Source organism: Sphingomonas sp. S1-29 (assembly GCF_026167545.1).
In the GTDB taxonomy this organism is placed as follows: Bacteria; Pseudomonadota; Alphaproteobacteria; order Sphingomonadales; family Sphingomonadaceae; genus Sphingomonas.
On record NZ_CP110678.1, the window covers coordinates 2,360,047 to 2,381,642 of the forward strand.

The following is a 21,596-nucleotide window of genomic DNA, read 5'->3' on the forward strand; positions in this document are numbered from 1 at the left end:
GCGATCTGCTGATAGCCTGAATGGCCAAGCTCTATTTCTATTATGCCAGCATGAATGCGGGTAAATCGACCACGCTGTTGCAGGCCGATTTCAATTATCGCGAGCGCGGGCTTTCGACGATGTTGTTTACCGCGGCGATTGATGACCGGGTGGGCGAGGGGCGGATCGCGTCGCGGATCGGGCTGTCAGCGGTGGCGACGCCGTTTGATGCGGCGACCGATTTGTTCGGCTGTGTCGGCGCGCGCGGGGCGGTCGATTGCGTGCTGGTCGACGAGGCGCAGTTCCTGACGCCCGCGCAGGTCGATCAACTGGCGCGGCTCGCCGACGATGCCGGGGTGCCGGTGCTTGCCTATGGATTGCGGACCGACTTTCAGGGCGAGCTGTTTCCCGGATCGGCGCGGTTGCTGGCGATCGCCGATGCGTTGATCGAGCTGAAGTCGGTGTGCGCGTGCGGGCGCAAGGCGACGATGAACCTGCGGATCGATGGTGAGGGCAAGGCGGTGCGCGAGGGGCGGCAGACCGAAATCGGCGGGAATGATCGCTATGTCGCGCTGTGCCGCCGGCATTTTTGCGAGGCGATGGCAGGATAGGCTGCCGACTATTCCCGTTCGTTTCGAGCGAAGTCGAGAAACCGGTCTTGGCGCTACTTGTCGGTTTCTCGACTTCGCTCGAAACGAACGGTGGGTTAGCGCTTGCCGCCGCCCAGCCGTTTGGCGCCTGCCAAGCCGCGGAGCGCTTCGGTGCGGACCGCCAGCTCCTGCGCTTCGGAGCGCGACAGGCCGTCCTGATCGAAGCGATCCCCGAGTGCGCCGATGATCCGCACGTCGCGCCGGAGCGATCGCGCTTCGCGGCGGTCTAGCTGTCCCGACCGGCGGCCGTCGCGGATCGATTCGGTGATATCGCGGGTGCCGTCGGCGGGGCGGATCGCGATCGGGGGACTCGGCAGGTCGAAGGCGGTGCGACCGCCGTCCCAGATCTGGCTACCCGCCGCCAATGCCAGCCATGTCGCTACCCACGCCATATCGCCCTCGCTGCATGTCGGCGCGATGCTCGCGCGGCGCGGCTTTCGGAAGGCTGAACGGGCTGGGGTTTGAGCCCGGCAGCGGCTAAGCCGCGGCGATGCATGGCTGGATCATTCTCGACAAACCTTTGGGGCTCGGATCGACGCAGGGGGTGAGCGCGGTCAAGCGCGCGCTTCGCGCCGGGGGCTATGCCAAGGCCAAGGTCGGGCATGGCGGCACGCTCGACCCGCTGGCGACCGGCGTGCTGCCGATCGCGGTGGGCGAGGCGACGAAGCTGGCCGGGCGGATGCTCGACGCAAGCAAGGAGTATGTATTCACGATTCGCTTCGGGGTGCAGACGGATACGCTCGACCTCGAGGGCAAGGAGATCGCCTCGAGCGACGTGCGGCCGACGATGGCGGCGCTCGAGGCGGTGCTGGCGCGCTTCACCGGGCCGATCGAGCAGGTGCCGCCGGCCTATTCGGCGCTGAAGGTGGGGGGTGAGCGCGCTTACGACCTGGCGCGGGCGGGCGAGGAGCTGGTGCTGGCGACGCGATCGGTGACGGTGCACAGTCTTTGTTCCTCCCCCGCCAGGGGGAGGTGGCGCGCCGAAGGCGTGACGGAGGGGGAGGATACTCTGACCTGTGCGTTTCCGCCCCCTCCGTCTGCCTTCGGCAGCCACCTCCCCCTGGCGGGGGAGGAGATTTCTGAGGTTACGCTTGCCGCGCATGTTTCGAAGGGAACCTATATCCGCAGCCTGGCGCGCGACATCGCGCGGGCGCTGGGCACCGTCGGGCATGTGACGATGCTGCGGCGGACGCGGGCGGGGCCGTTCGGGCTCGATACGGCGATTTCGCTGGACAAATTGGACGAAATGGCCAATGGACGCGCGCTTGAAGACATCATCCTGCCATTGAGGGCGGGGCTGGACGACATCCCGGCTCTACCCCTCTCCCCCGATCAGGCAGGTGCGCTCCGACAGGGGCGGGTGATGGTCGGGATTGTCGTAGACGATGGCCAATATTTTGCGATGCTGGACGATGTGCCGGTAGCGCTGGTGGAGGTTTCGGGCCGAGAGGCTCGTGTCGTTCGCGGCTTCAACCTCTAATCGAAAGGATGACGATGTCGATCACGCCCGAGCGCAAGGATGCGCTCATCAAGGAACATGGCCGCGCCAGCGGCGACACCGGCAGCCCCGAGGTCCAGGTCGCAATCTTGACCGACCGGATCGTCACGCTGACCGACCATTTCAAGACGCACGCCAAGGACAATCATTCGCGCCGCGGGCTGCTGATGATGGTCAACAAGCGCCGCACCTTGCTCGACTATCTCAAGAAGAAGGATGTCGAGCGGTATCAGTCGCTGATCGGCAAGCTGGGTCTTCGCAAATAATCTCAACGGCCTCCCTAGCGGGGGCCGTTTTGCTATCGGGGCCGGAGCAATTCGGTTTTGGCCCTGGGTTCCATCGCTCTAAAGCCCCGTTTCACGGGCGGCGGTGGAGACAAGTCGGGCCACCATCGGCCCGCATACAGGCCCCGGCGGCATCGGGCTGCCGGATGAAGGAAAATCAATGTTCGACATGAAGAAAGTGGAAATCGAGTGGGGCGGACAGACCCTGACGCTCGAAACCGGCCGCGTTGCGCGGCAGGCCGATGGCGCCGTGATGGCGACGCTGGGCGAGACCGTGGTGCTGTGCGCCGTCACCGCCGCCAAATCGGTAAAGGAAGGCCAGGATTTCTTTCCGCTGACCGTCCATTACCAGGAAAAATTCTCGGCTGCCGGCCGTATCCCCGGCGGCTTTTTCAAGCGTGAGCGCGGCGCGACCGAAAAGGAAACGCTGACCAGCCGCCTGATCGACCGTCCGATCCGCCCGTTGTTCCCCGAGGGGTTTTACAACGAGATCAACGTGATCTGCCAAGTGCTGTCGTATGACGGCGAGAACGAGCCCGACATCCTGGCGATGGTCGCGGCGTCGGCGGCGCTGACGATTTCGGGCGTTCCCTTCATGGGGCCGATCGGCGCGGCGCGCGTCGGCTATGTCGATGGCGAATATGTGCTGAACCCCACCACCGCGCAGGCGCGTGACGGCGAGCTCGACCTGGTCGTCGCCGCCACCGGCAACGCGGTGATGATGGTCGAATCCGAAGCCAAGGAGCTGTCGGAGGAGATCATGCTGGGCGCGGTGCAGTTCGCGCACAAGGCGTGCCGCCAGGCGGTGAACGCGGTGATCGATCTGGCCGAGCAGGCTGCCAAGGATCCTTGGGAAATGGCCGAGCAGGCCGATCTTTCAAAGGCCAAGGACAAGCTGAAGAAGCTGATCGGCAAGGACATCGCCGCCGCCTATAAGGTGACCGACAAGTCCAAGCGTTCGAACCTGCTCAACGAAGCGCGTGCCAAGGGCAAGGCGGCGTTCGCCGATGCAGCGCCGCAGGACCAGATGGCCGCGGGCAAGCTGATGAAGAAGCTGGAAGCCGACATCGTCCGCACCGCCATCCTGAAGGACGGCACGCGGATCGACGGTCGCACCACGACGCAGATCCGTCCGATCGAGGCGATGGTGCATTTCCTGCCGCGCGCGCACGGTTCGGCGCTGTTCACTCGCGGCGAGACGCAGGCGATCTGCACCACGACGCTGGGCACCAAGGACGCCGAGCAGATGATCGACGGCCTGGATGGCCTGAGCTATTCGAACTTCATGCTGCACTATAACTTCCCGCCCTATTCGGTCGGTGAAGTCGGTCGCTTCGGTGCGCCGGGCCGCCGCGAAGTCGGCCATGGCAAGCTGGCCTGGCGCGCGCTGCACCCGGTGCTGCCGAGCAAGGACGAGTTCCCGTACACGATCCGCGTGTTATCGGACATCACCGAGTCGAACGGTTCGTCGTCGATGGCGACGGTGTGCGGCGGTTCGCTGTCGATGATGGATGCCGGCGTGCCGCTGAAGCGCCCGGTTTCGGGCATCGCGATGGGCCTGATCCTGGAAGGCAAGGATTTCGCGGTCATCAGCGACATCCTGGGTGACGAGGATCATCTGGGCGACATGGACTTCAAGGTCGCGGGCACGTCCGAGGGCATCACCACGATGCAGATGGACATCAAGATCGCCGGCATCACCGAAGAGATCATGCGCAAGGCGCTGGCACAGGCCAAGGAAGGCCGCGCGCACATCCTGGGCGAAATGGCCAAGGCGCTCGATTCGACTCGTACCGAGCTGTCGGCGCACGCGCCGCGGATCGAGACGATGCAGATCGACAAGGCCAAGATCCGTGAAGTGATCGGCACCGGCGGCAAGGTGATCCGCGAGATCGTCGCCACCACCGGCGCCAAGGTCGACATCGACGACGAGGGCCTGATCAAGGTGTCGTCGTCCGACGTGTCGCAGATCGAGGCCGCGATGGCGTGGATCCGCGGGATCACCGAGGAAGCCGAAGTCGGCAAGGTCTATGACGGCAAGGTCGTCAACCTCGTCGATTTCGGGGCGTTCGTGAACTTCATGGGCGGCAAGGACGGCCTGGTTCACGTCTCGGAAATCCGCAACGAGCGGGTCGAGAAGGTGGCCGACGTGCTGAGCGAAGGCCAGGCAGTGAAGGTCAAGGTCCTCGAAGTCGATCCGCGCGGCAAGGTTCGCCTGTCGATGCGAGTCGTCGATCAGGAAACCGGCGCCGAGCTGGAAGACACCCGCCCGGCGCGCGAGCCGCGTGAAGGTGGCGATCGTGGTCCGCGCGGCCCGCGGCGCGACGGTGACGGCGGCCGTGGCGGTCGTGGCGGCGGCGGCGGTGAGCGTGGCGGTCGCGACGAGAGCCGTGGTCCGCGGCGCGATCGCGGTGCAGGCGGCGGCGAAGGCCGCGGCCCGCGCGCTGAAGGATCGAAGGACGATGGCGGCGATATCGGCCTGCCTTCGTTCATCACCGAAAACTGATCCGCGCGATCGGCGACGACGAGGAAAGGGAGCCGCTTGCGGCTCCCTTTTTTCTTGCCGCTGCCGCCTGCCGATGGGCAAACTTGCTCGAGATCAAAGACATGGCGGCGGTTTGATGTTGTTACGGCAGCGTTGCGTGCAATAGTGAACAAAGAGGGTGCGAAAACGCACCTGATCGAGCGGTTGCCGCTCTTGCCCGACCGGCCGTTGCTGGCGGTAGCATCGACGACTCTGCTGATCGCGGTCGCTTTCGTGCTGCGGCTGATCGCCGATCCGGTACTGCCGCCGGGCTTTCCCTTCGTCACCTTCTTCCCCGCGGTGATCCTCGCCTCGGCGCTGTTCGGGTCGCGAATGGGGGTGCTGGCGAGCGTCGTGTGCGGGCTGCTCGCCTGGTATTGCTTTATCGGCGACCGCTACAGCTTCGATCTGGGCTGGAGCGGGATCGTCGCGATGGCGTTCTATACCGCGGTGGTCACCACCGATGTCGCGATCATCCATTGGATGCAGCGCGCCAACCGCAAGCTGGCGCATGAGCGCGAGCTGAGCCGCACGCTCGCCGGGACGCGGCAATTGCTGTTCCACGAGCTCCAGCATCGCGTGTCGAACAATTTGCAGGTGGCGGCGGGGCTGATCTCGCTGCAGAAGCGCCAGGTGCGCGACGAGGATGCACGCGCGGCGCTCGACGAGGCGGCGCGGCGGCTGGGGCTGATCGGGCGGATCAGCCGGCAATTATACGACGCCGGCGGCAGCGCACGGCGGATGCGCGATTTTCTAGAGCCGCTGTGCAACGACGTGATCGAGGCGAGCGGAAGGCCGGGCATCAGCTGCAACGTGATCGTCGATGACGACGCGTTGCTGTCGGCCGATGCCGCGATCCCGCTGGCGCTCATCGTCGCCGAGGCGATGGCGAACGCGATCGAGCACGGCTTTGCCGGCCGCGACCATGGCGTGATCGATGTCGAGCTGTCGCGCGACGGCGGGTCGCAGGTGCGGATCGAGATTCGCGACGATGGCCATGGCCTGCCCGAGGGGTTCGACATCGATGCCAGCGACAGCCTGGGGCTGCGGATCGCACGGACGCTGGCGGGGCAGCTCGACGGCAGCTTCGAGCTGGTGCGCGGCACCGGCGCTACGGCGCGGTTGCTGATACCGGCTTAAGACCGCTGCCTATCGGGGGAACGATCGCCTGGGTTCGACCGCTGAGCGGCTGAACCAACAGGAGTGCTAATATGGAAGACGATCGGGTCTGGCGTTTCGAGGAAAGCCTGTGGACCGGCGATGCCGAGCATTATCGCGAGGCGATCGACGGTGAATGCCTGATGGTGCTGCCGACGCCGCCCTTCGTGATGAGCGGTGCGCAGGCGATCGAGGCGGTGGCCGACACGCCGCGCTGGGACAAGGTAGCTTTCAGCGACCAGAGGATCGCGCGCCCGCAGGAAGGGCTGATCGTCGTCGCCTATGGCGTCGAGGCCGAGCGCGAGGGCGAGGAGCCTTATACTGCGCACTGCACCTCGACCTATCGGCGGATCGAGCATGAGGTGTGGCGGGTGGTGCAGCACCAGCAGACGCCGCCGTTGGTGGCGACGGGCGAGGCGGCTTAGGCGCTCGGTTGGGCGGGGTCGGGGAGCTTGGGGTTGGCGCCCGGGATGGTTTCTCGACTTCGCTCGAAACGAATGGGGTGGGCGGTGGAACTAGGACTGCCGCTCGAGGCCGCCGGCACCGGGTGGGGCGGCGTCACATACTTACTGGCCACCCATGACGCGACCCGAGCACCAAACCTTCCGTTCGTTTCGAGCGCAGTCGAGAAACTTGGATGTTCGCGCTTGTGGCGGTTTCTCGACAGCGCTCGAAACGAACGGGGTTGAGGGGCGCGAAACGAACCGCGCGAGGCGGCGCGGCGCGAACCGGCGCCGCGGGCATGTGCCAAGCCGAAATCGGGTGGGGAGCTTCTGTTGCTCGGTGCTCCCCGTACCGCCGTAACGCTTCTGTTGCCCGGTGCGTCCAACCGCGCTTTTGGCCTACTTAACGTCCACCCGTGAGGGTATCAGTTAGGCAGCAATCGCGAATGCCTCGTTATCGTTGGCATTTATGTTATGGGCCGTTGCGGTGGACCCATGCCGAGCGAAAGCTGCGTCGTTGAACACACGTCGATCCTAGTTCGGCCCCGTCAGGACCGGTCGCGCCCTGAAAGGGCAACCGGTTTTGGTGGAGCCGCCGGGTACTGCCCCCGGGTCCGCTGCGTCTATGACACGCAACATTTTATCGCTATAGCCGGGCGAACCCGGCACGACCGATATAGGCGATCGCGCGATAAAGGGAAGATGTCGCGCCGCTGCTAAGCTGCGGTTCAGTGACAAAATGGCATCCAAGCCTTTCCAACGCCACAAAGCGATGCCAAGAGACGACCGATCATGTTGACGCAGCGTTCCCGATACGCCCTTCGCGCGATGATCTTCCTTGCCGGCCAGCCGATTGCGGGTGCGCCGACACCGATGAATCGTATCGCCGCGCAAGCGAATGTACCCCGCAAGTTCCTCGAGCTGATCCTCGCCGATCTGCGCGAGGCGGGGTTCATCGTGTCGACTCGCGGCAAGGCGGGCGGCTATCGCATGGCGCGGTTGCCGCATCTGATCTCGCTGGGCGAGATCATCCGGGTGATCGAGGGGCCGCTGGCGCTGGTGCCGTGCGTGAGCCGCACCGCGTATCGCCCCTGCGCCGATTGCAGCGACGAGGCGAGCTGCGCGATCCGGATCGCGATGGCGCGGGTGCGCGACGAGACCGCGCGGATCCTGGACGGGACGAGCTTGGCGGATACGCAGGCGGAAGCGTTGGCGGCGTAGGGGGATTCTTTCTTGAGCCCTCTCCCGCGCGCGGGAGAGGGTTGGGTGAGGGTCTTCTTCTTCTGCCGTTCCGCCCGCCCAAAAGACCCTCACCGCTGCGACTAGGGGCCGCAAGGGCGACCCCAAGTCTCGCCCCCTCTCCCGCAAGCGGGAGAGGGTTTTCAAACGGGCGCCCGGCTCTTCAGTTCGTCGCGGATCTCGCGCAGCAGGACGATGTCGGCGGGGTCGGCGGCGGGCGGCGCGGTGCCTTCGACCTTTTCCTTTTCCATCCGCGCGAGCATCCGGTTGACGCTGCGCACCAGCAGGAAGACGATGAAGGCGAGGATCACGAAGTTGATCACGACCGTCGCGAACGCACCATAGCCGAACAGCGGGACGCCGGCGGCCTTGAGCGCGGCATAGTCGCTGAGCGAGCCGGCATAGCCCGCGGGCACCGGCCCCAGCCGGACGAAATAGCTGGTGAAATCGAACCCGCCGAAGATTGCGCCGATGATCGGCATGATGACGTCGTCGGTGAGCGATTTGGTGATCGTGCCGAAGGCAGCGCCGATGATCACCCCGACCGCGAGATCGAGCACGTTGCCGCGCGCGATGAAGGTCTTGAATTCGCCCAGCATGTCGTTTCCCCCGGATCGCCTTGCCCTGGCCATTTCATAGCGCGGCGGCGCGCGCTAGGCGAGCGGGCGAAAGGAACGCCGATGGACCATTTCGACCATGATGCCCCTGTCGAGACGATGTGGGAGGGCCGCTTCATCACCGCCAAGCGCAAGGGGCGGTGGGAATATGTTGCGCGCGCGCGCGGCATCCGTGCGGCGGTGATCGTCGCGATCGATGCGGGCCACGTGCTGCTGGTCGAGCAATATCGCGTGGCGCTGGGGCGGCGGTGCATCGAGCTGCCCGCGGGGCTGATCGGCGACGAGACCGAGGGCGAGGATATGGCCGTCGCGGCGGCGCGCGAGCTCGAGGAGGAAACGGGGTATCGCGCCGGCGCGATCGAATCGCTGGGCGAGTATTTCTCGTCGCCGGGGATGGTCTCGGAGAGCTTCACCTTGGTGCGCGCGCGCGACCTCGTTCGGGTGAGCGACGGCGGCGGGGTGCCGGGCGAGGACATCACCGTGCACCGCGTGGCGCTCGGCAAGGTTCCGGCGTTCGTCGAGGCCAAGCGCGGCGAGGGATGCGCGATCGACGTCAAGATGCTGATGCTGCTGTCGCCGGTGTTGCTCGGCGAGAGTTATTTGAAATTGTCGGCGTAGGCCTGGAGCTTGAGTTTGCGCGCGGGGGCGGGGACGACGTGGAAATCAATGCCTTCGCGCGTGGCATAGGCGGTGGCCGCCTCGAGCGTCGGGAAGCCGAGCTTCACCTGGTCGCGGACGTCGCCCGAACCCGCCCAGCCGGTGAGCGGATCGGGGCGCTTGGGCTCGGCCTGCTCGAATTCGAGCATCCAGCGGTCGGTGTTGGCGCGGCCCGAAGACATCGCATTCTTGGGGCGCTGATAGATACGGGCGTTGGGCATGGGCTTCCTTATCGCGAACCGGCGCGGCGTGCATCCGCATTTTTCGTCCGCAGCGTCGGCGCGGCGGCGGCGGGGTCGTCGGGCCAGGGGTGGCGCGGATAGCGGCCGCGCATTTCGCGCGCGACATCGGCCCAGCTGCCCGCCCAAAAGCCCGGCAGGTCGCGCGTGGTCTGGATCGGGCGACCGGCGGGCGAGGTGAGGCTGAGCACCAGCGGCACGCGGTCGCGACCGATCGTCGGGTGCTCGGCTAGGCCGAACAGCGCCTGGGGGCGAAGCTCGACCAGCGGGCCGGCTTCGGCGGCATAGTCGATCGCGTGGGAAGAACCGGCGGGGCTGTCGAAGCGCGGCGGGGCGAGGCGCTCGACGGTTTGCAGCGCGTCCCAGGGTAGCAGGTGCTGGAGCGCCTGGGTGAGGGCGCCGGGGTCGATCGAATCGAGGCGGCGTTTGCCCGACAGCAGCGGGGGGAGCCATTGGTCGAGGTCGGCCAGCAACGTGGCGTCATCGAGCGAGTGGCCGGCAAAGGCGGCGCGCGCGCGAAAGGCGGTGGCAGTGTCGCTGAAAGGCAGCAGCGCGAGGCCGTGGGTGCGGACGCCTTCGAGCAGGGCGGCTTCGATCTCGGGCGCGGTGGCGGCGGTGTCGGGGCCGCTCGACAGGCGGATCGCACCCAAGCGGCGTTCGCGCAGCGCCTCGATCCCGCCGGTGTCGGGCATGAAGCGGACGCTGCGGCGGGTTTCGATTCGATCGCCGAACAGCGCCTCGACGGTGGCGAGGTCGATCGCGGCGGCGGAGAGGATGCGCGCGCCCGAGGCCATGCCCTGCGTCTCGGCGACCGCGAGCCATTCGGCACCGCTGAGCGAGGAGGCGGGGTCGAGCTGGAAACCGCGCCCGCCGACCGAGGCCCAGCGTGCGCCGGTCGGGTCGCGGCGGCGGGCGATTCGATCGGGGAAGGCGAGGGCGATGGCGACCGCGATTCGGTTCGTTTCGAGCGCAGTCGAGAAACCCGACCGGAGCGCTGTGCCCGGTTTCTCGACTTCGCTCGAAACGAACGGTTTTGCCAGCCGTGCCCAGCGTTCGGCTAGTTTGCGGCCCGATTCGGCGCGGGGGCCGCGTTCGGTTCGCCAGCGGCGCATGCGCAGTTCGAGGTCGGGGTCGGTGCCGCCAAGACCGCGTTCGCCGAGCAGCACCGCGACCTCGGCGGCGACGCGCGCAAGGCCGATTTCGCCCGCGCGCACCAGCATATGGCCAAGGCGCGGCGGCAGCGGCAGCGCGGCGACCGCCTTGCCGTGCGCGGTCGGGCGGCGATCCTGGTCGATTGCTTCTAGGACGCGGAGCCGGGCATGCGCCTCGTCGATCGCGGCGGCGGGGGGCGGATCGAGCCAACGCAAGCTGCGCGGGTCGCTGACGCCCCACAGCGCGCAATCGAGCGTCAGCGCCGACAGATCGGCCTCGAGGATTTCGGGGGGATCGAAGCGCGGCAGCCCGGCGGTGGCGGCGGCTTCCCACAGGCGATAGGCGATGCCGGGCGCCTGCCGCCCCGCGCGGCCCGCGCGCTGCGCCGCCGAGGCCTGGCTGGCGCGTTCGGTCACCAGCCGGGTCATGCCGGCGGCGCGATCGTAGCGCGGGCGGCGCGCGAGCCCTGAATCGACGACGATTCGGATGCCGTCTAGCGTCAGCGAGGTTTCGGCGATCGAGGTGGCGAGCACCACCTTGCGACGTACCTGCGGATCGGCGGCGATCGCTGCGCGCTGGGCGGCGGGATCGAGGCTGCCGTGGAGGCGATGGAGGACGCAGCCGGGGCCGAGATCGCCGAGGCGATCGGCGGTGCGCTCGATCTCGGCAACGCCGGGCAGGAAGGCGAGCAACCCTCCTTCTGCTTCCCGCAACGCCTGGCGGATCGCTGGGGCCATCGAATCCTCGATCCGCCCCTCGGCGCGGCGACCGAGATGGACGATGTCGAGCGGGTGGCCGCGGCCTTCGCTTTCGACCACCGGCGAATCCCCAAGCAAGGTGCCAAAGCGCGCGCCGTCGAGCGTCGCCGACATCGCGAGGATGCGAAGATCGGGGCGAAGCGCCGCCTGTGCATCGAGCGCGAGCGCCAGCCCGAAATCGCTGTCGAGGCTGCGTTCATGGACTTCATCGAACAGCACCGCCGACACGCCGGCAAGCTCGGGATCGGCCTGGATGCGATTGACGAAAATGCCTTCGGTGAGGACGGTGACTCGAGTCGCGCCCGATCGCTTGCTGTCCATCCGCGTCGCATAGCCAAAGCTGCGGCCCACCGGCTCGCCCGCCAGCGCCGCCATCCGCTCGGCAGCGGCGCGCGCGGCGAGGCGGCGCGGCGAGAGCAGCAGCACTTCGCCGTCGCACCAGGGCTGGTCGAGCAATGCGGGGGCGATCGCGGTGGTCTTGCCCGCGCCAGGCGGCGCGACGACCACCGCGTTGCTGCCGGCGCGCAATGCCTTGAGCAATTCGGGCAATATGGCGAGGATCGGCAAGGTGCTCATCACGATTCTCGCTACCCGCGCGGGAGCCAAGGCACAATTGGTGCGTATGGGGTCGTGCGTATCGAATGGGCACCCCTGCGAATGGAGACGAACATGGCAAAGGCACTGGCAAGCTTCGCGATCAGCCCGACCGGCGACGGGTATCTGCTGATGATCGAGGACGAAGACGGCGACACGATCGAGATGACTGCGACCTTCGAGCAGCTCGACCTGCTCGCCGAAGCGGTCGACCAGCAACTGAACGGCGACGAAGAGGACGTGCTGGGCGTCGAAGACGAGGAATGACGCGAAAAGGGGCGAGCCTTGCGGCCCGCCCCTTCATGCCGGCGATCGAGCGCGCTTAGTCGCGGTCGCGCCGGTCCTCGCGCCGCTCGACGCGATAGTCGCGCCGATCCCCCCGGCGTTCGCCGCGGAAATCGCTGCGGTCGTCGCGGCGCTCGTTGAGAAACTGACGGCGATTGACGTTGCCGCGGCGAAGATCTCGGCGGTCGCCCTTGCGATCCTGGCGGAAGTCACGACGATCGTCCTTGCGGTCGCGGCGGAAGTCGCGGCGATCTTCCTTGCGATCGCGGCGATAGTCGCGCCGGTCATCGTTGCGGCCGCGCCAGCTGCGTCGATCATCGTCGTCGAGCGACACGGCGGCAGCAGCGGCGGGGGCTGCGGTAACCGCAAAGGCGGGCATCACCATCGCGGCGAGGGCGGCAAAAAGCATGGGAGTACGCATACATCTTCTCCTGCGGGCTGACCGGTCGTGCCGGCCGAATTTCCTAACCAAACAACGATAGCGCAGGTTGCATGAACGCGCGGCTACGCGCCGTTCAGGTTGGTGAAGGTTGGCCGGGTTTCGCCGCGATTACCGGCGGGTAGCGGGGGATCGGCGGGAGCGGCGTGCGGTGATGCGAGGGTGTGGTGCGGTGGGTTGCTGCCCTTATCCTCCCCCACCAGGGGGAGGGGACCGCCGCGGAGCGGTGGTGGGGGAGGACTCCCCACGGCGCACGCGTGTCCGCCCCCTCCGTCAGCCCTTCGGGCTGCCACCTCCCCCTGGCGGGGGAGGAGTGTTGGGTTTGTTGGCAAAGCGGTGAGGCGCCCGATGTCGGGGGGGGCTCTGCGCTTATCCTCCCCCGCCAGGGGGAGGGGGACCGCGCAGCGGTGGAGGGGGAGGACTCCCCACGGCGCGCGTGTCCCGCCCCCTCCGTCAGCCCTTCGGGCTGCCACCTGTCCCTGGCGGGGGAGGATTTTTGGGTATGTTGGCGAAGCGGTGAGGCGCCCGATGTCGGGGGCGCTCTGCTGTTATCCTCCCCCGCAAGGGGGAGGGGGACCGCGCAGCGGTGGAGGGGGAGGACTCCCCACGGCGCGCGCGTGTCCTCCCCCTCCGTCAGCCCTTTGGGCTGCCACCTCCCCCTGGCTGGGGAGGATTTTTTGGGTTCGTTAGTAGGCTCGAGCGACCGCGAATTCGACGGCTTCTACCATCGCGTCCTTTGCCGAGCTGGCGGGGAACATGCCGAGGGCGTCGACCGCGCGCTGGCCGTAGTGGCGGGCGCGGGCGAGGGTGTCGTCGACCGCGCGGGTTTCGCGGACCAGTTCGATCGCGCGTTCGAATTCGGCATCGCCGTTGCGACGACCCTCGACCGCGTCCTTCCAGAATTTGCGCGTTTCGGTGTCGCCGCGGGCGTGCGCGAGGATGACCGGAAGCGTCATCTTGCCCTCGCGGAAATCGTCGCCGGCGTCCTTGCCCATCGTGCCCGCGTCCGAGACATAGTCGATCGCGTCGTCGACCAGCTGGAAGGCGATGCCGAGATTGCGGCCATAGGCGTCGAGCGCCATTTCCTCGCGCTCGGGGCGTTCGGCGACGACCGCGGCGATCCGGCAGGCGGCGGCGAACAAGGCGGCGGTCTTGGCGCCGATGATCTCGAGATAGCGTTCCTCGCCGATCTCGATCCGGCGCGCGGCCGTGAGCTGGTTGACCTCGCCCTCGGCGATCACCGCCGATGCGTTCGAGAGGATCTTGAGCACCTTGAGGCTGCCGTCCTCGACCATCAGCTCGAACGAGCGGCTGAAGAGGAAATCGCCGACCAGGACGCTGGCCGGATTGCCCCAGATGACGTTGGCGGTGCGGCGGCCGCGGCGCAGATCGGAGCCATCGACGACATCGTCGTGGAGCAGGGTGGCGGTATGGATGAATTCGACCGCGGCGGCGAGGCGGTGGTGGCGGGTGCCGGCATAATCGAGCACCGCGGCGCTCGCGAGCGTCAGCATCGGCCGCAATCTTTTGCCGCCGCCGGCGATCAGATGCCCGGCAAGCTCGGGGATCAGCGGGATATCCGATTGCATGCGATCGATGATGACCGCGTTGACGCGGTTCATGTCATGCGCGGTGATGCCGATCATCGGATCGAGCGACGGGGCGGGGCGGCCGGCGAGGCGATGCACGGTTGCAGTCATCACCCGGCGACTTGGGCGTTCGGGGCGGCAAACGCAACCTGCTTGCGCAAATGCGCTGCGGCGGCCTAGGGGTTTTGCGACCGGAAGAGGGGCCGACCATGGCAGACGACAGGCTTGCGCGGTATCGCCAGAGCATCGACAATATCGACATGGCGCTGGTGTGCCTGCTCGCCGAGCGCTTCAAGGTGACGCAGGCGGTGGGCGAGTACAAGGCGCAGGCCGGGCTGCCGCCCGCCGATCCGGGGCGCGAGGAAGCGCAGATCGCGCGGCTGCGCGGGCTGGCGAAGGATGCCGATCTCGATCCCGAGTTCAGCGAGAAATTCCTGCGCTTCATCATCGACGAGGTGATCCGCCATCACGAGCGGCTGCAGGGCTGAAGCTGGGGCTGGTTGAAGCTGGACAGTCGCGGTACCGACGCCCAAGCCGGGACGCCATGACCGACCATCTGATCTTCACCCCCGACGATGTCGACCTGACGCGCTCGCCGCTTCGGCGTTCGCTCGATGAGCCCACCTTCGTGCTGGGGGCGTTCAATCCCGGCTTCACGCGGCTGGAAAGCGGCAATTTGCTGCTGATGGTGCGCGTCGCCGAGGCGCTGGTGGAGCCGGTGGTCGATGGCCATGCGCGGACGATCCGCTGGACGGCGCAGGGCTATGTGCTCGATCGCTTCGCGGTGGACGCGATCGACATGGCCGATCCGCGCCAGTTCGAATTGAAGGGGCGGCGCAACCGGCTACTGGGGCTGACCTCGCTGTCGTGGCTGTTGCCGGTCGAGCTCGATTCCGAGGGCGAGCGGGTGGTGGCGGTGCATTATGACCGCGCGATCGCGCCGCAGGCGAGCTGGCAGGATTATGGCATCGAGGATGCGCGGATCAGCCGGATCGGTGCGCGCTGGTATATGACGGTGTGTGCCGTTTCCGCCGAGCGGCATTCGACCGCGCTCTATACTTCCGACAATGCACTCGACTGGCAGTGCGAGGGGATGGTGCTCGATCACCAGAACAAGGACATGCTGTTGTTCGAGGGGCTGGTCGGCGGGCGGTTCATGGCGCTGACGCGGCCGCTGGGCGAATGTTATTTCGCCTATCCGGGGACAAGCGAATGGGCGGGCGGGCCGTCGATCAACTTCGCGCAATCGCCCGATGCGCTGCACTGGAAACCGATCGAGGCACCGGGAATCCGCGCGCGCGCCGGATCGACCTCGGCGCTGAAAGTTGGCGGGGGGACGCCGCCGGTGCTGACCGATGCCGGGTGGCTGACGCTATATCACGGGGTCGAGCAGCAGGCGTCGGTGGGGGTGTATCGGACGTTCTGGGCGCTGTTCGACCGCGACGATCCGACGCGGATATTGGCGGTCGAGGATCGGGTGCCGCTGATCGAGGCTAATGCCGCGCTGACCGCGCATCTGGCGCATCAGATGTATCTGCCGAGCCCCGTCGTGTTCTCGACCGGCATGGTCGATGGCGGCGATGACTGGATCGTTGCGTCGGGCGAGGCCGATCTGGCGTGCCGGATCACGCGGGTGGCCAAGGGGGTGTTCGGGTGAGCGCGCCCTGGTGGCAGAGCGCGGTGCTGTATCAGGTCTATCCGCGATCGTTTCAGGATTCGAACGGCGACGGCATCGGCGACCTGGCGGGGATCACCGCGCGGCTCGACGATCTGGTGGCGCTGGGCGTGGATGCGCTGTGGATTTCGCCGGTGTTTCCCTCGCCAATGGCCGATTTCGGCTATGACGTGGCCGATTATTGCGACATCGATCCGCGCTTCGGGACGCTGGCCGAGATGGACCGGCTGGTGACCGAGGCGCATGCGCGCGGGCTGAAGATACTGCTCGATTACGTGCCCAATCATTCGTCGGACCAGCATCCGTGGTTCACCGCGAGCCGGTCGTCGCGCGATGATCCCAAGCGCGACTGGTATATCTGGCGCGACGCTGCGCCCGATGGCGGGCCGCCCAACAACTGGATCAGCGATTTCGGCGGGCCGGCCTGGGAATGGGACGCCGCGACCGGGCAATATTACGCGCATGCGTTTCTGGCGCAGCAGCCCGATCTCAACTGGCGCAACCCCGAGCTTCGTGCGGCGATGTTGGACGTGCTTCGTTTCTGGTTCGATCGCGGGATCGACGGGTTTCGGATCGACGTGCTTTGGCACATGATCAAGCATGCCGATTTCATCGACAATCCGGTGAACCCCGATTGGCATGGCGGCATGGCAGAGATGGACCGGGTGCATCAGACGCATTCGACCGACCAGCCCGAGGTACACGAAATCGCCCGCGCGATGCGCGCGATCGCCGATGCGGCGGGCGAGCGGTTGCTGGTGGGGGAGATCTATCTGCCGGTCGAGCGGCTGATGGCTTATTATGGCGGGGTGCATCTGCCGCTGAACTTCCAGCTGATCGGGGCGGCGTGGCATGCGCCGTCGTTGCTGGCGCTGATCGAGGGGTATGAGGCGGCGCTGCCCGAGGGCGGCTGGCCCAATTGGGTGCTGGGCAATCATGATCGGCCGCGCGCGGCGACTCGCTTTGGCCCCGAGCAGGCGCGGGTGGCGGCGATGTTGCTGCTGACGCTGCGCGGCACGCCGACAATCTATTATGGCGACGAGATCGGCATGGCCGACGTCGCGATTCCGGCCGAGCGGGTGCAGGACCCGCGCGAATTGCGCGAGCCGGGCAAGGGGCTGGGGCGCGATCCGGTGCGGACGCCGATGGCGTGGGACGACAGCGCGAACGGTGGCTTCACCAGCGGCGAGCCGTGGTTGCCGCTGCATGCCGACTGGCCCAGGCGCAACATGGGCGTGCAGCGCGACGAGGCGGGGTCGATGTGGCGGCTGTATCGTGACCTGCTGGCGCTGCGGCGGGCGACGCCGGCGCTGGCGCTGGGCGATTGGGCGGCGGTGGCGAGCGTCGGCGAGGTGCTTGCCTATGAACGGCGGCTGGGCGACGCGCGCGTGCTGGTGGTGCTGAACCTTGGCACCGCATACGCCCCGTTCGCACTGCCCGAGTGGGCGGCGGAGCTGTCGGTGGTGCTATCGAGTGCCGAGGGCGATGCCGATCCGCGATTGCTCGGCCCCAATGAAGGACTGATCCTGGCATGAAGATCGCGATGATCGCGCCGATCGCGTGGCGCACCCCGCCGCGGCATTATGGGCCGTGGGAGCTGGTGACGAGCCTGCTGACCGAGGCCTTGGTGGCGCGCGGGATCGACGTTACCCTGTTTGCGACGCAGGATTCGATCACCGCCGCGACGCTCGCAGGGGTGGTGCCCGCCGCCTATAGCGAAGACCCGGCGATCGACGCGAAGGTGTGGGAACATGCCCATCTGGCGCATGTGTTCGAGCGGGCGGGCGAGTTCGACCTGATCCACAACCAGGCCGATTTCCCCGCGCACGCCTTTGCCAATCTGGTGCCCACGCCGATGGTGACGACGATCCACGGCTTTTCGAGCGACCGGATCCTGCCGATGTACAAGCCGTACGAGGATCGCGTGCATTTCGTCGCGATCAGCGATGCCGACCGGCATCCTTCGCTTCGCTACGCAGCGACGATCCATCACGGGATTCCGCTGGGCGACTTCCGCTTCGATGCGCAGGGCAGCGACGACCTGTTGTTCTTCGGGCGGATGCACCCCGACAAGGGCGCGGCCGAGGCGATTGCGGTGGCGCAGGCGACGGGGCGCGAGCTGGCGATGTACGGGATCGTGCAGGACCAGGGCTATTACGAGCGCGAGGTGGTGCCGTGGCTGAGCGACCGCATCCGCCATCCCGGCGCGGTGGGTGGGGCGGAGCGGATCGCGGCGCTGGGGCAGGCGCGCGCGCTGCTGCACCTCATCAATTTCGACGAGCCGTTCGGGCTGTCGGTGATCGAGGCGATGGCGTGCGGCACCCCGGTGATCGCGATGCGGCGCGGCAGCATGGCCGAACTGATCGAGCATGGGGTGAACGGGTTTCTGGTCGACAGCCTCGACGAAGCGATCGCGGCGGTCGAGCGGGTGGGCGAAATCGACCGGGCGGCGTGCCGGCGCAGCGTCGAGGCGCGGTTTTCGGTCGAGGCGATGGCGGCGAAATATGAGGCGCTGTACCGGGATATTCTGGGGGGGTGAGCGGGATGCGTTTATCGTGACCCGTCGATTGCCTCTTCGTCATTCCTGCAAAGGCGTTGGTTCATGGCCAGCGCGCGGGACTCTGGGTTCCCGCTTTCGCGGGAATGACGGGGGGGGGGACAGCGCCAGGGCATTATGCACTGACGCGGTACTCCAAGGTTTCTCGACTTCGCTCGAAACGAACGGGTTTGGGTGCGGCAACGATTGCGGGTCAGACGATTTCGAACAGGCCGGCTGCGCCCATGCCGCCGGCGGTGCACATCGATACCACGACATAGCGCACCCCGCGGCGGCGGCCTTCGATCAGGGCGTGGCCGACCATGCGGCTGCCGGTCATGCCGAAGGGGTGGCCGATCGCGATCGCGCCGCCATTGACGTTGTAGCGTTCAGGGTCGATGCCGAGCGCGTCGCGGCAATAAAGGCATTGGCTGGCAAAGGCTTCGTTGAGCTCCCACAGGCCGATATCGGCGACGGTAAGCCCCGCGCGGTCGAGCAATTTGGGGATCGCGAAGACCGGGCCGATGCCCATTTCCTCCGGCGCGCAGCCCGCGACCTGGAAGCCGCGATAGATGCCGAGGATGGGCAGGTTTTCGGCCTGTGCGGTGGCACGGTCCATCACGATCTGCGCGGCGGCGCCGTCGGAAAGCTGGCTGGCATTGCCCGCGGTGACGAAGCGCCCTTCGGCAACAACCTCGCCGCCCTGCCACACGGGCTTGAGCGCGGCGAGCCCTTCGGCGGTGGTGCCCGCGCGGATGCCCTCGTCCTGGGTGACGGTGACCTGCTCGGTGCCGGTGTGGACGCCCTGTTTGTCGATCAGCGCCTTTTCGACGGTGATCGGTGCGATCTCGGCATCGAACGCGCCGCTGGCGAGGCCGGCGGCGGCGCGCTGCTGGCTTTGCGCGGCATAGGCGTCTTGGCGCTCGCGGCTGATGCCGTAGCGATCGGCGACGATCTCAGCGGTTTCGATCATCGGCATATAGGCGTGCGGCACCTGATCGAGCACCGAGCGATTGGGATAGCGCGGCGCGTCCTTCATCGTCAGGCTGATCGATTCCATGCCCCCGGCAAGCGCGACATCGAGGTCGCCGGCGATGATCGAACGCGCGGCGAGCGCGACCGCGGTCAGCCCCGAGCCGCATTTGCGATCGAGCGAGAAGGCGGGGATGCTCTGCGGCAGGCCGGCGGCGAATAGCGACATGCGCGCAAGGTTCGCGCCCTGCGTCCCCCATTGGTTGCCCGCGCCGAAAAAGACATCGTCGATCCGGGCGGGGTCGATCCCGGCGCGCTCGATCGCGGCGCGCATGACATGGCCGCCGAGCACCGGCGCTTCGGTGGCGTTGAAATAGCCGCGCCCGGCCTTGCCGATGCCGGTGCGCGCGGTCGAGACGATGACGGCTTCGCGCATGGAAAATCCTTTTGTCGGGGGTCAGTCTGCGAAGACGGGGCTGCGCCGTTCGATGTTGGCGCGGACGGCCTCGAGCTGGTTCGGGGTGCGCATGAGCTGCGCCTGTTCGTCGCTTTCGGCCTGCAGGATGGCTGCGGAATCGGCGTCGGCGGCGAGGTTGGCGAGGCGCTTGGCGGCGCGCACCGCCTGGGGGTGGCGGCCGGCGATCTGCTGCGCCAGGTCCATCGCCGCGGCGTGCGGATCGTCGGCGAGGCGGGTGACGAAGCCGTGCGCGAGCGCTTCGGCGGCGTCGAATTCGCGCGCGGTATAGGCAAGCTCGCGCAGCACGTCGTCGCGAACGATCGTCCGCCACAACGCGAACCCCGCCATGTCGGGGACGATCCCCCATTTGAGCTCCATGATCGACAGCCGGGTGGCAGGGGCGCAGATGCGGATGTCGGCGCCGCCCATGATCTGGAAGCCGCCGCCGAACGCGATGCCGTGGACCGCGGCGATGACGGGGACGGGCAGGTTGCGCCAGCCCCAGGCGACGTGCTGATAGAGATTGGCGTCGCCATAGGTGCGCCCCTCGAGCGTGGCGCCCGAGCCGCCTGTCGCCATGCTGGCCATGTCGAGCCCGGCGCAAAAAGCGCGGCCTTCGCCCGACAGCACGATGCAGCGCAGCCCCGGCGTCTCGCCCAGCCGCAGGATGGTGCCGGCGATCGCGGCGAACATCTGCGGGTCGAGCGCGTTCATCTTTTCGGGCCGCGACAGCCGGACATCGGCGATCCCAGCTTCGATCGTGGTGGTTACGCGCTGGTCGCTCATCCTCGCCTCCATCTTTTGGTACGGGTGTATGACGGCATAAACGAGGTTGCGCGAGGGGCTTTCGGATCGAGGGTATGCCAAAAGGCGCGCAATCGCGGCGGTTGGCGCTGCGCGTATCGCGCGCTATGGGGCGGGGATGAGTACCCAACCGACCTTTCGCTTCGATCCTGCACGCTTTTTCGAGGCGCGGACCGGCGGCCATGGCGCGGTGGTGGGCATCGGATACCAGGCGCATGGCGACGATTGGGCCGAGCTGACGCTGCCCTATGACGAACGGCTGATCGGCGACGTCGCGACCGGGGTGATCGCGTCGGGGCCGATCCTGACGCTGATGGACATGGCGACCAGCGTCGCGATCTGGCTGAAGCGCGGGCAGTTCGTGCCGCAGGCGACGCTCGACCTGCGGATCGACTATCTGCGGCCGGCGACGCCGGGGCGGACGGTGATCGGGCGCGGCGAATGCTATCGGCTGACGCGCAGCATCGCGTTCGTGCGCGGGCAGGCGCATGACGGGGACCCCGGTGATCCGCTGGCGCATGTGGCGGGGACGTTTATGTTTACCGAAGTGGGCATGTCTACCGAGGCGGGCATGTCTACCGGCGTGGGCACGTCCACCGAGGTGGCGAAGTGACGCTGCCGCCTTATGCGCAATTGCTGGGGATCGTCGCCGAGCGCGATGCCGGCGCGCCGACCGAATTGGTGATGCCCTTTACCCCCGAGGTGCTCGGGCGGCCGGGGTTCGTCCATGGCGGGGCGCTGGGCGGATTGCTCGAAATGGCGGCGATCGTCGCGCTGACCGAGGCGCTGGGCGAGGATGCCGCGCGGGTGAAGCCGATCAATGTGACGGTCGATTTCATGCGCGGCGGGCGCGAGAAGCCGACGCGCGCGGCGGGCACGGTCACGCGGCTGGGGACGCGGATCGCCAATGTCGAGGCGGTGGCGTGGCAGGATTCGCGCGACAAGCCGATCGCCGCGGCGCGGATGCTGTACCTGCTGGTGCGGTAGCGCCGGGCGCGGTTTCTCGACGTCGCTCGAAACGAACGGGTGAGGCGGGGGCGGGCGCGG

The 21,596-nt window shown here is 67.4% G+C and carries 23 protein-coding genes and 1 other RNA gene; 15 read left to right on the plus strand and 9 right to left on the minus strand.

Going from position 1 to position 21,596, the window contains the following annotated elements; genetic code table 11:
• Positions 1–20 precede the first annotated feature (20 nt).
• On the plus strand, positions 21–590 hold the full coding sequence (locus tag OKW76_RS11260) for a thymidine kinase (RefSeq protein ID WP_265548983.1): 570 nt from the start codon (positions 21–23) through the stop codon (positions 588–590).
• Positions 591–685: 95 nt separating this feature from the next.
• Here OKW76_RS11260 and OKW76_RS11265 read toward each other — a convergent pair whose 3' ends face one another.
• Positions 686–1,021 (minus strand): hypothetical protein, encoded by a 336-nt coding sequence (locus OKW76_RS11265; RefSeq protein ID WP_265548984.1) that lies wholly within the window; start codon positions 1,019–1,021, stop codon positions 686–688.
• A 98-nt stretch (positions 1,022–1,119) separates the two neighbouring features.
• On the opposite strand from OKW76_RS11265, the gene truB reads away from it, so the two are divergent.
• The 5 genes from truB (at position 1,120) to OKW76_RS11290 (ending at position 6,518) form a co-directional block, all read left to right on the plus strand.
• A complete protein-coding gene (truB, locus tag OKW76_RS11270) occupies positions 1,120–2,109 on the plus strand; it encodes a tRNA pseudouridine(55) synthase TruB (protein WP_265548985.1) in 990 nt (329 codons plus the stop codon).
• Positions 2,110–2,123: 14 nt separating this feature from the next.
• Positions 2,124–2,393 carry a 30S ribosomal protein S15 gene (rpsO, locus tag OKW76_RS11275; protein ID WP_033919583.1) on the plus strand — a complete coding sequence of 90 codons (270 nt, stop codon included), beginning with the start codon at positions 2,124–2,126 and terminating at the stop codon, positions 2,391–2,393.
• Between the two features lie 178 nt (positions 2,394–2,571).
• Positions 2,572–4,917, plus strand: coding sequence for a polyribonucleotide nucleotidyltransferase (gene pnp / locus OKW76_RS11280; protein WP_265548986.1), 2,346 nt, complete (start codon positions 2,572–2,574; stop codon positions 4,915–4,917).
• 183 nt (positions 4,918–5,100) lie between these two features.
• Positions 5,101–6,075 carry a sensor histidine kinase gene (locus OKW76_RS11285; RefSeq protein WP_265548987.1) on the plus strand — a complete coding sequence of 325 codons (975 nt, stop codon included), beginning with the start codon at positions 5,101–5,103 and terminating at the stop codon, positions 6,073–6,075.
• Positions 6,076–6,146: 71 nt separating this feature from the next.
• Complete coding sequence (locus tag OKW76_RS11290; RefSeq protein ID WP_265548988.1) at positions 6,147–6,518, plus strand: DUF4440 domain-containing protein; 372 nt, start codon at positions 6,147–6,149, stop codon at positions 6,516–6,518.
• 374 nt (positions 6,519–6,892) lie between these two features.
• On the opposite strand, the gene ssrA is transcribed toward OKW76_RS11290, so the two are convergent.
• Positions 6,893–7,241, minus strand: a transfer-messenger RNA (tmRNA) gene (gene ssrA, locus OKW76_RS11295).
• Positions 7,242–7,328: 87 nt separating this feature from the next.
• Between ssrA and OKW76_RS11300 the strand changes: the two genes are divergently transcribed.
• On the plus strand, positions 7,329–7,757 hold the full coding sequence (locus OKW76_RS11300; RefSeq protein ID WP_256505863.1) for an RrF2 family transcriptional regulator: 429 nt from the start codon (positions 7,329–7,331) through the stop codon (positions 7,755–7,757).
• 161 nt (positions 7,758–7,918) lie between these two features.
• Here OKW76_RS11300 and mscL read toward each other — a convergent pair whose 3' ends face one another.
• Entirely contained in the window at positions 7,919–8,374 is a 456-nt protein-coding gene (mscL, locus tag OKW76_RS11305) for a large conductance mechanosensitive channel protein MscL (protein ID WP_265548989.1), read from the minus strand.
• An 81-nt stretch (positions 8,375–8,455) separates the two neighbouring features.
• On the opposite strand from mscL, the gene OKW76_RS11310 reads away from it, so the two are divergent.
• Entirely contained in the window at positions 8,456–9,010 is a 555-nt protein-coding gene (locus tag OKW76_RS11310) for an NUDIX hydrolase (protein WP_265548990.1), read from the plus strand.
• Here the strand turns inward: OKW76_RS11310 and OKW76_RS11315 are convergent.
• Positions 8,989–9,270 carry an ETC complex I subunit gene (locus OKW76_RS11315; protein WP_265548991.1) on the minus strand — a complete coding sequence of 94 codons (282 nt, stop codon included), beginning with the start codon at positions 9,268–9,270 and terminating at the stop codon, positions 8,989–8,991. The two genes, OKW76_RS11310 and OKW76_RS11315, sit on opposite strands and share 22 nt — an antisense overlap.
• An 8-nt stretch (positions 9,271–9,278) precedes the next feature.
• Entirely contained in the window at positions 9,279–11,774 is a 2,496-nt protein-coding gene (gene hrpB / locus OKW76_RS11320; RefSeq protein ID WP_265548993.1) for an ATP-dependent helicase HrpB, read from the minus strand.
• A gap of 93 nt (positions 11,775–11,867) precedes the next feature.
• Here hrpB and OKW76_RS11325 point away from each other — a divergent pair, with 93 nt between their 5' ends.
• Positions 11,868–12,059: a hypothetical protein gene (locus OKW76_RS11325; protein ID WP_265548995.1), complete on the plus strand. Its 192-nt coding sequence runs from the start codon at positions 11,868–11,870 to the stop codon at positions 12,057–12,059.
• A gap of 55 nt (positions 12,060–12,114) precedes the next feature.
• Here OKW76_RS11325 and OKW76_RS11330 read toward each other — a convergent pair whose 3' ends face one another.
• Positions 12,115–12,486: a hypothetical protein gene (locus tag OKW76_RS11330; protein ID WP_265548996.1), complete on the minus strand. Its 372-nt coding sequence runs from the start codon at positions 12,484–12,486 to the stop codon at positions 12,115–12,117.
• Between the two features lie 716 nt (positions 12,487–13,202).
• On the minus strand, positions 13,203–14,216 hold the full coding sequence (locus OKW76_RS11335) for a polyprenyl synthetase family protein (protein ID WP_256505870.1): 1,014 nt from the start codon (positions 14,214–14,216) through the stop codon (positions 13,203–13,205).
• Positions 14,217–14,314: 98 nt separating this feature from the next.
• Here OKW76_RS11335 and OKW76_RS11340 point away from each other — a divergent pair, with 98 nt between their 5' ends.
• Genes OKW76_RS11340 through OKW76_RS11355 form a run of 4 tightly spaced genes read left to right on the plus strand, consistent with a single transcriptional unit; the run spans position 14,315 to position 18,319 of the window.
• Complete coding sequence (locus OKW76_RS11340) at positions 14,315–14,593, plus strand: chorismate mutase (protein WP_265548997.1); 279 nt, start codon at positions 14,315–14,317, stop codon at positions 14,591–14,593.
• Between the two features lie 56 nt (positions 14,594–14,649).
• A complete protein-coding gene (locus OKW76_RS11345) occupies positions 14,650–15,762 on the plus strand; it encodes a glycosidase (protein ID WP_265548998.1) in 1,113 nt (370 codons plus the stop codon).
• Entirely contained in the window at positions 15,759–17,315 is a 1,557-nt protein-coding gene (locus OKW76_RS11350; protein WP_265548999.1) for an alpha-amylase family glycosyl hydrolase, read from the plus strand. Before OKW76_RS11345 ends, OKW76_RS11350 begins: the two co-directional genes overlap by 4 nt.
• Entirely contained in the window at positions 17,312–18,319 is a 1,008-nt protein-coding gene (locus tag OKW76_RS11355) for a glycosyltransferase family 4 protein (RefSeq protein ID WP_265549000.1), read from the plus strand. Before OKW76_RS11350 ends, OKW76_RS11355 begins: the two co-directional genes overlap by 4 nt.
• Before the next feature lie 211 nt (positions 18,320–18,530).
• On the opposite strand, the gene OKW76_RS11360 is transcribed toward OKW76_RS11355, so the two are convergent.
• Both OKW76_RS11360 and OKW76_RS11365 read right to left on the minus strand, forming a co-directional pair.
• Positions 18,531–19,724: an acetyl-CoA C-acyltransferase gene (locus tag OKW76_RS11360; protein WP_265549001.1), complete on the minus strand. Its 1,194-nt coding sequence runs from the start codon at positions 19,722–19,724 to the stop codon at positions 18,531–18,533.
• Positions 19,725–19,745: 21 nt separating this feature from the next.
• Positions 19,746–20,531, minus strand: coding sequence for a crotonase/enoyl-CoA hydratase family protein (locus OKW76_RS11365; RefSeq protein WP_265549002.1), 786 nt, complete (start codon positions 20,529–20,531; stop codon positions 19,746–19,748).
• 136 nt (positions 20,532–20,667) lie between these two features.
• Between OKW76_RS11365 and OKW76_RS11370 the strand changes: the two genes are divergently transcribed.
• On the plus strand, positions 20,668–21,162 hold the full coding sequence (locus OKW76_RS11370) for a PaaI family thioesterase (protein ID WP_265549003.1): 495 nt from the start codon (positions 20,668–20,670) through the stop codon (positions 21,160–21,162).
• Entirely contained in the window at positions 21,159–21,536 is a 378-nt protein-coding gene (locus OKW76_RS11375) for a PaaI family thioesterase (protein ID WP_265549004.1), read from the plus strand. The genes OKW76_RS11370 and OKW76_RS11375 overlap by 4 nt, the downstream gene beginning before the upstream one ends.
• Positions 21,537–21,596 lie beyond the last annotated feature (60 nt).

What these genes read in the sequence shown, in the direction of transcription:
- OKW76_RS11370 (WP_265549003.1), top strand. Translation starts at nt 20,668, where the DNA reads ATGAGTACCCAACCGACCTTTCGCTTCGATCCTGCACGCTTTTTCGAG.
- pnp (WP_265548986.1), top strand. Translation starts at nt 2,572, where the DNA reads ATGTTCGACATGAAGAAAGTGGAAATCGAGTGGGGCGGACAGACCCTG.
- OKW76_RS11360 (WP_265549001.1), bottom strand. Translation starts at nt 19,724, where the DNA reads ATGCGCGAAGCCGTCATCGTCTCGACCGCGCGCACCGGCATCGGCAAG.
- OKW76_RS11265 (WP_265548984.1), bottom strand. Translation starts at nt 1,021, where the DNA reads ATGGCGTGGGTAGCGACATGGCTGGCATTGGCGGCGGGTAGCCAGATC.
- hrpB (WP_265548993.1), bottom strand. Translation starts at nt 11,774, where the DNA reads ATGAGCACCTTGCCGATCCTCGCCATATTGCCCGAATTGCTCAAGGCA.
- OKW76_RS11300 (WP_256505863.1), top strand. Translation starts at nt 7,329, where the DNA reads ATGTTGACGCAGCGTTCCCGATACGCCCTTCGCGCGATGATCTTCCTT.
- OKW76_RS11355 (WP_265549000.1), top strand. Translation starts at nt 17,312, where the DNA reads ATGAAGATCGCGATGATCGCGCCGATCGCGTGGCGCACCCCGCCGCGG.
- OKW76_RS11335 (WP_256505870.1), bottom strand. Translation starts at nt 14,216, where the DNA reads ATGACTGCAACCGTGCATCGCCTCGCCGGCCGCCCCGCCCCGTCGCTC.
- OKW76_RS11310 (WP_265548990.1), top strand. Translation starts at nt 8,456, where the DNA reads ATGGACCATTTCGACCATGATGCCCCTGTCGAGACGATGTGGGAGGGC.
- OKW76_RS11315 (WP_265548991.1), bottom strand. Translation starts at nt 9,270, where the DNA reads ATGCCCAACGCCCGTATCTATCAGCGCCCCAAGAATGCGATGTCTTCG.
- OKW76_RS11260 (WP_265548983.1), top strand. Translation starts at nt 21, where the DNA reads ATGGCCAAGCTCTATTTCTATTATGCCAGCATGAATGCGGGTAAATCG.
- OKW76_RS11345 (WP_265548998.1), top strand. Translation starts at nt 14,650, where the DNA reads ATGACCGACCATCTGATCTTCACCCCCGACGATGTCGACCTGACGCGC.
- rpsO (WP_033919583.1), top strand. Translation starts at nt 2,124, where the DNA reads ATGTCGATCACGCCCGAGCGCAAGGATGCGCTCATCAAGGAACATGGC.
- OKW76_RS11330 (WP_265548996.1), bottom strand. Translation starts at nt 12,486, where the DNA reads ATGCTTTTTGCCGCCCTCGCCGCGATGGTGATGCCCGCCTTTGCGGTT.
- OKW76_RS11365 (WP_265549002.1), bottom strand. Translation starts at nt 20,531, where the DNA reads ATGAGCGACCAGCGCGTAACCACCACGATCGAAGCTGGGATCGCCGAT.
- mscL (WP_265548989.1), bottom strand. Translation starts at nt 8,374, where the DNA reads ATGCTGGGCGAATTCAAGACCTTCATCGCGCGCGGCAACGTGCTCGAT.
- OKW76_RS11290 (WP_265548988.1), top strand. Translation starts at nt 6,147, where the DNA reads ATGGAAGACGATCGGGTCTGGCGTTTCGAGGAAAGCCTGTGGACCGGC.
- OKW76_RS11340 (WP_265548997.1), top strand. Translation starts at nt 14,315, where the DNA reads ATGGCAGACGACAGGCTTGCGCGGTATCGCCAGAGCATCGACAATATC.
- truB (WP_265548985.1), top strand. Translation starts at nt 1,120, where the DNA reads ATGCATGGCTGGATCATTCTCGACAAACCTTTGGGGCTCGGATCGACG.
- OKW76_RS11325 (WP_265548995.1), top strand. Translation starts at nt 11,868, where the DNA reads ATGGCAAAGGCACTGGCAAGCTTCGCGATCAGCCCGACCGGCGACGGG.